The following is an 11,151-nucleotide window of genomic DNA, read 5'->3' on the forward strand; positions in this document are numbered from 1 at the left end:
TGATTTGAAATCATCCCAGAAACATTTAAATCTTCTACTACTATTTTTGCGTGGTTTTTGCATAAGAAAGTAGTGATTTGGTGAAGAGTATTTTTTCTGAGATTAGCTACTCTAGCGTGATGTTTAGCCAGTTGAATTTTAGCTTTGTGTCGGTTATTAGAACCTTTGTTTTTGCAAGCAAACTTTCTAGATAATCTTTTCAGCTTGATTAAATTAGCTTTGTAATGCTTAGGATTAGGAAACACTACCCCAGTAGAAAGTGTAGCTAGTTCCTTGACCCCTAAATCCACCCCTACAATCTCGTGCTGCTTATCTATTGCTTTGTGTTCTTGCTCGTAAGCAAAAGCAATAAACCAGCTATTAGCAGTCTTTGATATTGTGATTGATTTACAGGTTGTGTGTGGTAAGCCTTCATAAGTTTTTACCCATCCAATCGTCGGTAGCTTTATTGATTTGCCACCTACGGGAATCGGCTTACCTCCAGCATCAATGGTAAACGCGTCGCGATGTCCTTTCTTTTTAAACTTAGGATATCCACCTTTACCGCCAAAGAATCTAGAGAAAGAATCGCCTAGATAGTCAAAAGCATATTGAGTTATTTTCTGACAAATACCTTTTTCTTTAATCCACTCAAACTCAGGTTTAACATGGTTATTAAAAAATTTCTTCAGAATATATTTGTTGGGCTTTAATCCATCTTTATAAAGATTATTCCAAGTCGCTAAACCCCAGTTATAAGTAAACCTAGCAATACCTGCGTGTTTATTCATTATTATTTCTTGGGCTTTACTCAGTTTCAACTTTGTTTTAATGGATAAAAGCATTGCTCGACCTCAACGCTGTATTTCTTTCTTGTCTAATTCTGTCAAATCTTGTTTAGGTTCGTCAATAGCTTTTTTAAGCCTTTCCTTAATTTCCTTGGAATAATTTCTCAACCCGTACAAGCGACCAGAAAAACAATGAATGATTGCGATTAAGTCCTCGACTAATTCCTGTTGTGGAGATAGTGATTCTTGATTGGCTACAATAATTTCACATCCTACAGATGTAGCTAGTTCAAGGATGAAATCAAAAGCAAATCGGCACATTCTATCCTTATGAGCCACAACAATCGTTGAAATTTCGCCCCTTAACATCGACATCATTATTGACAGAAATTTTTTTCTTTTAAAATTTAAACCTCCACCAATTTCTGATACCCAATCATCAACAGATAATCCCCTATTTAAGCAAAAAGTTTCCATTGCAGCTATTTGATTTTTTAGTTCCGGTTGTTGCCCACTAGATGATACCCGACAATAAACTATTACTTTTCGTTTTGATTCAATAGGTTTCAGTCCTTGGGCTATTAATAAGTCATCTTCAGTATAGAAACGATGTTCTGATAATGTTCTTTTAGCAGGAAGTTTCCCAACTGAATCCCATCGTTGTAATGTCTTGACTGACACCCCAATTTTCTTTGCAAACTCATGAGGTTTAAACATAAATACACTTATAGGTGTGTAAATAATTGTACAGGTTTGTCTATTTAATTGTCAACTAGGCTACTACTCTTAAAATCCCAACCAGTGAACTGTGAGTACTGCTAAACTGGGTAATGACCTCATGAACCACTGACTATGCTAAAGCGTTCCAAGTTCGAGACTACCCAGTCTCAAATCATGTACCGTGCTGAAGATTTGATTAGTGCGGCTTCCAATCGCTACCGCATTACAGTTCAGGTGGCAAACCGTGCCAAGCGTCGGCGTTATGAAGATTTTGACAGCCCATCGGATGATATCATGATGAAGCCAGTGCTGAGGGCAATTATTGAAATGTCCGATGAACTGACCCAGGAAGATATCATTGGCGATGAGAAATCAGGATATTAATCTTATCTTGACATTCCGCTCGGTTAAACTTACCCAAAACTACCCAAGTCTAAACTTACCTGGACAATGGCAGTTTTAGCGTTAACTTCTTGTTTCATCGCGGTCTGATGATAATGCGAAAGTCTAACCGTTTTTACTGACACGCCTAGCTCTTTAGCAGTGTCGCCAATCGAAATAGTCATTTGATTGTTGTCCATAATAGAGTTACCTCGCTGTATGCACTCTATTATGTGTACATATTGGTAATAATGTCTATACTTGGGTATAATTTAAGTCGCAGTTTAGTCCCCCGGTCTGATAGCTGACATGGCGTGGCCATAGACCCGGGGATTTTCAAAACAATTAATCTATGGAACATCTGATTAAAAGCGGTGCTGGTTGGCGAATTGGCTGGAAGCCCAACGCAGCCACATTCAAAGGATTAGTAGGTACAGATGATTGGGCAATAGAATTAACCGAAGCCGAGTTAAATGATTTTTGCCGACTATTGGCACAGCTAGCGGACACAATGAAACAACTGGCGGCGGAATTAATGGATGAAGAGAAAATTGCCTGTGAAGCCGAAAGTGATTTATTATGGATGGAGGTAGAAGGCTATCCCCACAGCTACAGTTTACGCCTCATCCTGAATACAGGACGGGGTGTAGAAGGTAAATGGGATAGTGTTGCTGTGCCGGAGTTACTGCAAGCAGCTGGGATGCTGAAAGTTTTTTAAATTCACCCCTTGATTATTCCAGAGATTTGCAGTAGAATGATAATTCTGAATCGGGGCGTAGCGCAGCTTGGTAGCGCGCCACTTTGGGGTAGTGGAGGTCGTGGGTTCGAATCCCGCCGCTCCGATAAACACAAGACCTAACCTGCTAGTTTTTGATTAAAGACTGGCAGGTTTTTTAATAGGTAGCTAGACTCATACATTAGTCAAGATGTGGCGGTGGATGAGGGCGCGATCTACTAAAGACTGAATTTGCTCAGATGATAGGCGAATGCCATTGTGATAATGTTGCACCCAAGTTCTGGTAATTACATTGGGGTCATCTGGTAAAGTGGCTAAATCCCACCCTGGGATGTCTAATTCTTCCATGAGACGATTGACTTTTGGGTCATAACTCAGAGCAAAGCAGCGACAACCTTCAGCCGCAGCCATGATTAAGCTGTGTAGACGCATCCCAATAGCCATGTCCACACCTTGATAAACACCTTTTAATAATTGCGGATCTTCTAAAAGCAGAATTTGGCTCACATCTGGTAATTGGGGTTGAATGGCTGTTGCAATCGGTAAATCTTCACTCTTGTGAAATGGCAACAGTAAAATAAAGGCTTGGGTAGCTTTTTGAAACTCGACTAAAGCGCGAGTCAAGTTAGCCAAACGTTTTTCTGTGAGTTGGGGGTGATTTCTTAAAGTTACAGCCACTCTCGGCGCTGGTAAATCCTCAAGCCCTGGTACAGGCTTACTTTGCAAAGCCCACACCGGGTCAGGGGCGACTACACAGGGAATTTGCCAATCTGCTAATAAAGCAGCACTGGTGCGATCGCGCACAGTAACTGTGTTACAATGTCCGAAGGAGTATTCTGCTAACCAGCGAGTTTGTGGACGTAGTAACGGTCCTATACCTTGCGCCCAAGCAACAGTTTTTAAACCCATTTTCTGAGCCAATACCATTAAGCCCCCATAATAAAATGGACTCATGGTACTGGTGACATCTTGAATTAAACTTCCACCCCCCCAAATGAAAATATCACTCGAACGTAGTGCTTGCAATACAGGCGCAACAGCCATGCGATTGTGAGATTCTACATGATAACGATGGCGGGTTTCCTCTGGATTGCCAGAAAGCACCACGGGTGTAACATGAGGTGGTAACATTTGCACAAGGGTAGCCAATAAAGCCTCGTCACCACCATTACCTTTACCATAATACCCAGACAATAACGCCCGCATCTTTGTCATTTGAAATTACTTAGTTTTTAATTACTTATGCACGCTCTTTCTATTCCCACCTGGATTATTCATGTTTCTAGCGTTATTGAGTGGATGGTCGCCATTTGGTTAATCTGGACTTATGGAGAACTCACTGGCAATCGCACATGGTGGGGATTATCTCTGGCCATGTTACCAGCTTTAGTGAGTGCGATGTGTGCCTGTACCTGGCATTATTTTGATAATGCAGGATCTTTAGAATGGTTGGTCACGCTGCAAGCTGCCATGACCTTAATTGGTAATTTTACACTTTGGGCAGCTGCAGTATTGATTTGGCGTTCTACTAGGTCACAGGAGAAAACTGAGATTGTCCCTACCCAAGTTACTGAATCAAAGTCATGATTTCTAAAGAAACCCTATTTGCTCTTTCCTTGTTTCCCTACTTGGGTTTTTTGTGGTTTATTAGTCGTACTCCCCAAACGCCACGTTTAGCCCTTTATGGATTTTACGGAACCCTGGTGTTTGTTGCGATTACCATCCCTGCGGGAATTTACTCGCAATTACATTATGGGGTTTCCTTGGCTAATGTGGATTGGTTACATGGAGGTGCGGAAGTTTTTTTAACCCTTGCTAACATTCTGCTAGTGTTGGGGTTTGCCCAAGCGGTGAGAGAATTAAAAATGAAAAATTAACGCCATCAGCAGATAACACTCGGCAAAAATGCCAATACGATAAATAATTTATAGGCTGAAATAAATGGAAGTAATACCAGCAATTGACCTATTAGAAGGGCGCTGTGTTAGACTTTATCAGGGAGACTACTCGCAGTCACAAGTTTTTAGCGAGAACCCGGTGGATATTGCTAAACAGTGGGTTGACCAAGGCGCAACCAGATTACATTTAGTTGACTTAGATGGCGCTAAAGCTGGTAAGGTAGTTAACTTGAAAGCTATTGCAGCCATTGCTGAAGCAGTGTCTGTACCCATTGAAATTGGTGGAGGTTTACGCGATCGCACTAGCGTTCAACAAGTATTTAGTTTAGGAGTAAAGTGGGCAATTCTGGGAACCATAGCCGTAGAACAACCCCAACTAGTACAAGAACTCTGTACAGAATTTCCCGAAAAGATTATCATTGGTATTGATGCTCGTAACGGACTAGTAGCCACTCGCGGTTGGTTAGAAACCTCGGAAATTTTAGCCACCCAGCTAGCTGTGCAAATGCAAGAACTGGGTGCAGCAGCCATCATCTACACAGATATCCACCGTGATGGTACACTCATAGGACCCAATTTAGCAGCCTTACGAGAACTAGCACAAGAAATTTATATCCCCATCATCGCCTCTGGTGGAGTGAGTTCTGTGAGCGATTTATTGAGTCTCTTGGGTTTAGAAACACAGGGAGTAAAAGGCGTAATTGTGGGTAAAGCCCTATACACTGGCGATATTTCCCTCACGGAGGCAATAAAGGCTGTGGGACCGGGGCGTATTCAAGATGTCCCCCCCAATCTTGATTCGAGCTTCGCTTAAAGAACTATTATACCTTAATTCAGCCGTGAACACAACATCAGCCAACAATTCAACGTCGGTTTTTCGTCTGTCTCCGTTAATTCGGCTGACACTATTAAGCCTATATATAGCACTCACCATCCCATTACCGTTTTTATCCCAGGTAACAGCCGCGGCCATACCCCCAGTATTATTGTGGGTAGGAATCAGCATTGGCTTTGTAGGTTTGTATGCGGTATTGACAGAGCGAGTAATTGTCGATGACCAAGGGATTCAAGTTACCTACCCCACCTGGGTTCCTAGCTTCTTTCGCAAAGGATGGATTTTATCTTGGTCAGATGTGAAAGAATTAAAACCCCGCTCCACTGGTCAAGGGGGACTAGTTTATTATTTTCTCAGTCGGGATGGAAAAGCTTATTTATTACCCATGCGCGTAGCTGGATTTTCCCGCTTGGTGAAAATGGTAGAAGCCACAACCGGAATTGATACTACAGATGTTCGCACCTTAGCGCAACCGTGGATGTATGTAGTTTTGTTAGTATTCACCCTGCTGCTGTTATTAGTAGATGCTTGGACTATTAATACAGCCTTAGTCATTGGTCATTAGTTATTGAACTTGCAAAATCACAGCCACACCACCCAAATCAGGCTAGAACAAGTTAACTTGTTTGCCAAGCTTAAACCCCAACTTCAGGGATACCCCATACTACAGGATATCTCCTTTGGGGTGTTTCCAGGCGATCGCATTGCCATTGTCGGTACATCGGGTGCTGGTAAAACCTCCTTGTTGCGGCTGATCAACCGCCTGTGTGAACCTACTGGAGGTAAAATTTATCTCGGAAATCAGGAATATAGCCAAATTCCTACTATACAGCTACGCCAGGAGATCACACTGGGATTACAAGAATCAAAACTGTTAGGAATGACAGTGGGGGAGGCTTTAGCTTATCCTTTATTTTTGCGTGGTTGGTCTCAAGCAAAAATTCAACCCAGAATTAACCATTGGATAGAACAACTCCACATTCCCAGTGAATGGTTAACAAGGACAGAATTACAACTTTCTACCGGACAGCGACAACTAGTAGCGATCGCCCGTGCTTTAGTTATCCAACCACAAGTTTTATTATTAGATGAACCCACCTCTGCTTTGGATGCTGGTAAAGCAGCCAATCTCATGCAAGTCTTAATTCAGCTAAATCAAACTCATCAAACAACAATTTTGATGGTAAATAACCAGCTTGACTTAGCCCGGGTATTCTGCACCCGATTATTATACTTAGAGCAAGGTCAGTTATTGACAAATCAAACAGCATCTGAAATCAATTGGATTAACCTAAAAAAACAGTTGACAGAATCGGAAACCCAAGCAACCCAAGAATGGATTTAATCCCATTAAGAACGTTGACTAATAACTGTAGAGCGTGAGTGAGTGAATCTTTCCTTGGTTAACTTAGTTGGCGGTTGCGGAACATTGGATTTTAAACTTTCCATATTAAATCTATATCCCACATTGCGGATAGTTTGAATCAAACTAGGTTGACGAGGATCAAGTTCCACTTTTTTGCGTAACGACAAAACATGAGTATCAATGGTGCGAGGGTTATCAATCGCATCAGGCCAAGCACGACGTAGTAATTCTGCACGACTCAGAGCTACTCCCCCAGCCTGTGCCAAAACGTACAGTAAACTAAACTCTTGAGGCGTTAAATCAATAAACTCACCTTGGAAACGCACCCGGCGCTGTACCAAATCAATTTGCAAACTGCCATAATCTAAATAAGCTGGTGCAATAGGTGTGCGTTTGCGGCGAATTATTGCCTCTACTCTAGCTAAAAACTCCTGCATTCCAAAAGGTTTACTAAGATAGTCATCAGCCCCGGACTTTAAACCTGCTACAATATCAGCCTCATTAGTACGAGCTGATAGCATCAAAATTAAAGATTGTTGTTGCAAATGCAACCAGCGACAAAATTCAATACCATCACCATCGGGTAAATCAGCATCTAGAATTACCAATGTTGGTTGTTGGCTTAAAAATAATTCCCTTGCTTGATAAATGCTGGCGGCTTGATGGACACGATATTCCAACTGTTGCAAGTGCCATCCCAGCAATGACCTTAGATGGGGATTTCCCTCAACGATTTCAATACAAACCGAACCCACAGCGGCAATACCCCTTAGCGTTGATGAATTTCAAAGTAACAAGCCCATGTCCAAGGTTTTGTATTCTTCGTTACTTACATTGGGATTAATTTTAGATTTTTTCATCCTCAAGGTAGTAAAATACTAAACTCATGCCTTACCCAAAGCTAAGTTAGTTATATTCTTTAATTTATTCTTAAATTTTTGTTACAGTGGAAAAAACGTGTTTTTCTATGAATATCCTCCCAGGTAGGGGTGTATTTTACCCACAAACCCTAAACAGGGTGAGATTAAGTTAACCTATACCTAAGTTTTTGGTGTTTTCGGATTAAATATGTTTAAAATACATGACTGCATCCGCTATTGAATATGGAAACTTACCCCAAGTAATTATAAAAATAGCTTATAAAACTATCGGGTTCTAAATTTTATGGAATAACATGGGATTACCTTCTGGGGGGAGGATCTAGCCTCAACTAGATATTGCGTCATTGATTTGAAGCGAGAAATGTGAAACTAACACTTCACATTTGAGCGTGAATCGTTTACAATTCTCATTCTAAAGAGATTAACATAGCAGTTATGCTCCAAGACACACAAACCATCCGCTATTACCAAAGAGTGACTGACGCCTTCGTCGAGCTATGGAATCGCGGTTATCGGACGGACGATATGCGGATGTATTTGGATGGGTATCTAGCCGCACTGCGACAAAGCAACGCTATTGAACCTATACTGATCCACCGCCTAGAAGAGGAAGCTAGCCGCTACCTGTACGATCCATCGAATTTTGCCAGAACCCAACCAGAACGACAACTTGATTACTATTAATGGCTTATTTAATCCCTTATACCCTGCCCCTAATAGTTGCCCTAATCGTCAACGCTGTCAATTATATCATGTTTCCAGCGTTTGTCAATCTTTTATTGGTGTGAAATTCTCGTGACATTTTGTCTATCAGACAAAGGAAGGATCTCCGCCGTTTTACGGCGGGGAGTTGCCAATGATCACGCTTACATACCCAACCATAAGGATGTGCAGTCGCAAACGTGATCAATAAAATGGGCAACCCCATCAAGAATGGGGAATTACCGGGGATGACCTAAGAAGCCAGTGCCACTTCGACCAGTTGCTGCAACTCACCGTTTTGGTAAAGTTCAATCAAGATATCTGAACCGCCCACAAATTGACCGTCAATATAAACTTGGGGAATTGTCGGCCAGTTAGAGTATTCTTTAATACCTTGACGAATTTCCGTGTCTGAGAGAACGTCAACTGTTTCAAAGGGAACCGCCAACGTGTTGAGAATCTGGACAACGTTGTTAGAGAAACCACACTGGGGCATCAACTTGTTTCCCTTCATGAAAACCATGATTTTGTTTTGTTGTATCAAATTATCAATTTTTTCTTTGGTTTCTGGGGTCATGGACTTTTTGTTTCCTATATTGCTAATAGCCAAGATATCAATAGTCAGTGTCCCGGTGGCAATCTGAACTTATTCATTTTAGGAAGCTGCTGTTGCTTCCCACGCTGCGGGAGTGTAGGTTTTTAAGGCCAAGGCATGAATTGCTTCAGTGGACATAGCTTGTCGCAAAGCACCATAAACTAACTGGTGTTGTTGTACCAGTCCTTTATCGGTAAACTGTGATGAAACCACTGTTACCTGATAGTGGTCACCGCCACCAGTCAAGTCTTGAACCTGAATTTGGGCATCTGGCAGTTCTGCCTTAATCATTGCCTCAACCTGCTGCGGATTAATCATCGCAATTCCTGAAAGACTTACTTTTCTATTATTAACAGATACAGGTAGGCAACATATGTTTCAGGTTTCAGGCAGACTGACGATCAACGCGGCTCTAACTTAGATATTACCATTTCAGACCTTCTTTGAAGATGTGCGGAATTTATTCACTTTGAGACGAGCTAGCACCTTGTCTGGGAAAGGGTGCATCCACAAAACCCAATTCAAATAACTGCTGATAAGCCTTCTGTCCTAAATCCCGGGTGGGATTTTGACTCTTAATAATCTGAATGAACAAAGGGACGGCTAACTCCGGTTGATTTTGCGCCCGATGTACCAGTGCTAACTGATAGGTGGCTTCGTCTCGCTTTTGGGCTGTTTCTAAGGCTTTTTGGCGCTGGGAATCGGAAATGCGAGGATCAATACCCGTAAAACTAGAGTTTAACTCCTGATAAAAATTAGATAACTGATTATAAAGTTGACGTGCATCCTGGAGTTTTTTCGCCGCTAAAGGGTAGTTTTGAGCAGAAACAGCTGCGGCGGCTTCCGCCATCAGCCGTTCACCGCCCTCTATACTCAAAATGCTGTTACTTTGTGTAGGACGCAGAGTATTGGGATCGTTGGGTTCAATGATTTGTACTTGACTAGGGAGACTGGGTAGCTTTTGTACCTGAGCATTGACAGGTGACAGCAGGTTGAGAACTGCTATGAATGATAAAGCCGTGGGGCTAATTAAAGAAGGAACAGCAGCGGATTTCATGGGATCAAGTAGTGCAACTATGTAGAAAACATGGAAACTTCTAGGTTTCTCTGATTTAGACTGAAAATCGGCGGAAGTGAGTTCCCACCAAAATCGCCGATCCAAAAAAGCTAACTAATGCTAACAAAAGTCGGCTTTCTCTTCCTATTTCACCCTAGCAGTGTCGGCACTATCTAGTCCACAGGCTAACACGATCAATCTGACCGCTTCTTTTTTTAAATTAATCGCCGCTTTTAAATCTCTGTCACTCTCAAAGCCACAAGTATCACATTTAAACACTCTGTGAGACAATGGCAGTGATGATTTGTTTTCTCCACAACTTGAGCAAGTCTTACTACTGGGATAAAATCTATCCACAATTACTAACTTACTGCCATACAGTTGTGTTTTATATTCCAACTGCCTTCTAAATTCATAAAAGCCCATATCTGATATAGCTTTTGCTAATTTACCAGCTAACATCCCCGACACATTCAAATCTTCTATCCCTATAACCGCGTGGTTTTTGCTAATATAGGTGGTGATTTTGTGTAATGTATCTTTTCTGATATTAGCTATTTTTTGGTGTAGTCTTGCTATTTGGATTTGGGCTTTTCTATAATTATTTGAACCTCTGAGTTTATGTCGGTTCAAATATTGCATTGTTGCTAATTTAGACTCGTACTTTTTATAACTTTTCACTCCATCAAATACTTCTCCTGTTGATAATGTTGCTTGATGATTTATGCCTAAGTCAACTCCTACAAAGTCTTGATTTTTGGTTGTTGACTTTGGGTTTACCTCCAGTTTCCACGAGATAAACCACTTATCAGCTTGTTTACTGATGGTGACAGATTTCGGTTTATATCCAGTCGGGAGAATTTCATAAGTTTTCAGCCAACCAATTACGGGGAATTTGATTTTTCTATAATCAGTTTTTATTGCCCCATCTAAGGTAAAAGAATCATGTCTCCCTTTTTTCTTAAACTTAGGAAACCCTTTACTTTTTTTGAAGAAGGATTTAAAGGCATCTGACAGATATTTTAATGCGTATTGAGGGGCGCATTTAGAAACTTCATAATACCAAGGATGAGTAGATTTAATGGCTGCTACTAACCATTTATGTAAATCTATAGCTGTGGGAAATTTGATTTTGTCTTGAGGATTAAGTTTGTTATGTAATAATACCTGTTGACAAAGTGCTAAACCTTGATTCCAAGCGTGTCTGGCTACT

17 protein-coding genes and 1 tRNA gene are annotated in these 11,151 nt (G+C 41.3%); 9 read left to right on the top strand and 9 right to left on the bottom strand.

What is annotated here, in order from left to right; genetic code table 11:
• Both NWP21_RS17580 and NWP21_RS17585 read right to left on the bottom strand, forming a co-directional pair.
• Positions 1-824, bottom strand: an 824-nt coding sequence (locus tag NWP21_RS17580; protein WP_280793664.1) for a transposase, incomplete at its 3' end; no start/stop codon positions are given.
• A 9-nt stretch (positions 825-833) separates the two neighbouring features.
• Positions 834-1,484, bottom strand: coding sequence for an IS607 family transposase (locus NWP21_RS17585; protein WP_280793665.1), 651 nt, complete (start codon positions 1,482-1,484; stop codon positions 834-836).
• Positions 1,485-1,619: 135 nt separating this feature from the next.
• On the opposite strand from NWP21_RS17585, the gene NWP21_RS17590 reads away from it, so the two are divergent.
• A complete protein-coding gene (locus NWP21_RS17590; protein WP_271734981.1) occupies positions 1,620-1,871 on the top strand; it encodes a DNA-directed RNA polymerase subunit omega in 252 nt (83 codons plus the stop codon).
• A gap of 29 nt (positions 1,872-1,900) precedes the next feature.
• On the opposite strand, the gene NWP21_RS17595 is transcribed toward NWP21_RS17590, so the two are convergent.
• Positions 1,901-2,053 (bottom strand): hypothetical protein, encoded by a 153-nt coding sequence (locus NWP21_RS17595; protein ID WP_280793666.1) that lies wholly within the window; start codon positions 2,051-2,053, stop codon positions 1,901-1,903.
• 167 nt (positions 2,054-2,220) lie between these two features.
• Between NWP21_RS17595 and NWP21_RS17600 the strand changes: the two genes are divergently transcribed.
• Both NWP21_RS17600 and NWP21_RS17605 read left to right on the top strand, forming a co-directional pair.
• On the top strand, positions 2,221-2,586 hold the full coding sequence (locus NWP21_RS17600; protein WP_271764375.1) for a DUF1818 family protein: 366 nt from the start codon (positions 2,221-2,223) through the stop codon (positions 2,584-2,586).
• A 51-nt stretch (positions 2,587-2,637) separates the two neighbouring features.
• Positions 2,638-2,711 (top strand) — tRNA-Pro (locus NWP21_RS17605).
• A gap of 67 nt (positions 2,712-2,778) precedes the next feature.
• On the opposite strand, the gene csaB is transcribed toward NWP21_RS17605, so the two are convergent.
• Positions 2,779-3,810, bottom strand: a complete 1,032-nt coding sequence (gene csaB, locus NWP21_RS17610) for a polysaccharide pyruvyl transferase CsaB (RefSeq protein WP_280793675.1) — start codon at positions 3,808-3,810, stop codon at positions 2,779-2,781.
• Positions 3,811-3,846: 36 nt separating this feature from the next.
• Here csaB and NWP21_RS17615 point away from each other — a divergent pair, with 36 nt between their 5' ends.
• The 5 genes from NWP21_RS17615 (at position 3,847) to NWP21_RS17635 (ending at position 6,682) form a co-directional block, all read left to right on the top strand.
• Positions 3,847-4,191, top strand: coding sequence for a DUF2499 domain-containing protein (locus NWP21_RS17615; RefSeq protein WP_280793667.1), 345 nt, complete (start codon positions 3,847-3,849; stop codon positions 4,189-4,191).
• Positions 4,188-4,481, top strand: a complete 294-nt coding sequence (locus NWP21_RS17620) for a DUF3593 domain-containing protein (RefSeq protein WP_271731885.1) — start codon at positions 4,188-4,190, stop codon at positions 4,479-4,481. Before NWP21_RS17615 ends, NWP21_RS17620 begins: the two co-directional genes overlap by 4 nt.
• Positions 4,482-4,545: 64 nt before the next feature.
• Positions 4,546-5,316, top strand: coding sequence for a 1-(5-phosphoribosyl)-5-[(5-phosphoribosylamino)methylideneamino]imidazole-4-carboxamide isomerase (gene hisA, locus NWP21_RS17625; protein WP_280793669.1), 771 nt, complete (start codon positions 4,546-4,548; stop codon positions 5,314-5,316).
• A gap of 25 nt (positions 5,317-5,341) precedes the next feature.
• Complete coding sequence (locus NWP21_RS17630; protein WP_280793670.1) at positions 5,342-5,902, top strand: hypothetical protein; 561 nt, start codon at positions 5,342-5,344, stop codon at positions 5,900-5,902.
• 9 nt (positions 5,903-5,911) lie between these two features.
• On the top strand, positions 5,912-6,682 hold the full coding sequence (locus NWP21_RS17635) for an ATP-binding cassette domain-containing protein (protein ID WP_280793676.1): 771 nt from the start codon (positions 5,912-5,914) through the stop codon (positions 6,680-6,682).
• A gap of 5 nt (positions 6,683-6,687) precedes the next feature.
• On the opposite strand, the gene NWP21_RS17640 is transcribed toward NWP21_RS17635, so the two are convergent.
• Complete coding sequence (locus NWP21_RS17640) at positions 6,688-7,458, bottom strand: response regulator transcription factor (RefSeq protein ID WP_271731891.1); 771 nt, start codon at positions 7,456-7,458, stop codon at positions 6,688-6,690.
• A gap of 561 nt (positions 7,459-8,019) precedes the next feature.
• Here NWP21_RS17640 and NWP21_RS17645 point away from each other — a divergent pair.
• Positions 8,020-8,268: a DUF6761 family protein gene (locus NWP21_RS17645; protein WP_271731893.1), complete on the top strand. Its 249-nt coding sequence runs from the start codon at positions 8,020-8,022 to the stop codon at positions 8,266-8,268.
• 271 nt (positions 8,269-8,539) lie between these two features.
• Here the strand turns inward: NWP21_RS17645 and grxD are convergent, their stop codons facing one another.
• The 4 genes from grxD to NWP21_RS17665 form a co-directional block, all read right to left on the bottom strand.
• On the bottom strand, positions 8,540-8,863 hold the full coding sequence (gene grxD / locus NWP21_RS17650; RefSeq protein ID WP_280793671.1) for a Grx4 family monothiol glutaredoxin: 324 nt from the start codon (positions 8,861-8,863) through the stop codon (positions 8,540-8,542).
• A gap of 78 nt (positions 8,864-8,941) precedes the next feature.
• Positions 8,942-9,199 carry a BolA family transcriptional regulator gene (locus tag NWP21_RS17655; RefSeq protein ID WP_280793672.1) on the bottom strand — a complete coding sequence of 86 codons (258 nt, stop codon included), beginning with the start codon at positions 9,197-9,199 and terminating at the stop codon, positions 8,942-8,944.
• Positions 9,200-9,341: 142 nt separating this feature from the next.
• Entirely contained in the window at positions 9,342-9,938 is a 597-nt protein-coding gene (locus NWP21_RS17660; protein ID WP_280793673.1) for a hypothetical protein, read from the bottom strand.
• A gap of 144 nt (positions 9,939-10,082) precedes the next feature.
• A partial coding sequence (locus NWP21_RS17665; RefSeq protein ID WP_280793674.1) for a transposase occupies positions 10,083-11,151 on the bottom strand: 1,069 nt, incomplete at its 5' end.

The sequence above is a fragment of the Anabaenopsis sp. FSS-46 genome, assembly GCF_029891665.1.
GTDB classification, from domain to species: Bacteria; Cyanobacteriota; Cyanobacteriia; order Cyanobacteriales; family Nostocaceae; genus Anabaenopsis; species Anabaenopsis arnoldii.

Excerpts from the sequence above, each read along its gene's own strand:
- NWP21_RS17585 (WP_280793665.1), bottom strand. The coding sequence starts at position 1,484 with ATGTTTAAACCTCATGAGTTTGCAAAGAAAATTGGGGTGTCAGTCAAG.
- NWP21_RS17590 (WP_271734981.1), top strand. The coding sequence starts at position 1,620 with ATGCTAAAGCGTTCCAAGTTCGAGACTACCCAGTCTCAAATCATGTAC.
- NWP21_RS17595 (WP_280793666.1), bottom strand. The coding sequence starts at position 2,053 with ATGACTATTTCGATTGGCGACACTGCTAAAGAGCTAGGCGTGTCAGTA.
- NWP21_RS17600 (WP_271764375.1), top strand. The coding sequence starts at position 2,221 with ATGGAACATCTGATTAAAAGCGGTGCTGGTTGGCGAATTGGCTGGAAG.
- csaB (WP_280793675.1), bottom strand. The coding sequence starts at position 3,810 with ATGCGGGCGTTATTGTCTGGGTATTATGGTAAAGGTAATGGTGGTGAC.
- NWP21_RS17615 (WP_280793667.1), top strand. The coding sequence starts at position 3,847 with ATGCACGCTCTTTCTATTCCCACCTGGATTATTCATGTTTCTAGCGTT.
- NWP21_RS17620 (WP_271731885.1), top strand. The coding sequence starts at position 4,188 with ATGATTTCTAAAGAAACCCTATTTGCTCTTTCCTTGTTTCCCTACTTG.
- hisA (WP_280793669.1), top strand. The coding sequence starts at position 4,546 with ATGGAAGTAATACCAGCAATTGACCTATTAGAAGGGCGCTGTGTTAGA.
- NWP21_RS17645 (WP_271731893.1), top strand. The coding sequence starts at position 8,020 with ATGCTCCAAGACACACAAACCATCCGCTATTACCAAAGAGTGACTGAC.
- grxD (WP_280793671.1), bottom strand. The coding sequence starts at position 8,863 with ATGACCCCAGAAACCAAAGAAAAAATTGATAATTTGATACAACAAAAC.
- NWP21_RS17655 (WP_280793672.1), bottom strand. The coding sequence starts at position 9,199 with ATGATTAATCCGCAGCAGGTTGAGGCAATGATTAAGGCAGAACTGCCA.
- NWP21_RS17660 (WP_280793673.1), bottom strand. The coding sequence starts at position 9,938 with ATGAAATCCGCTGCTGTTCCTTCTTTAATTAGCCCCACGGCTTTATCA.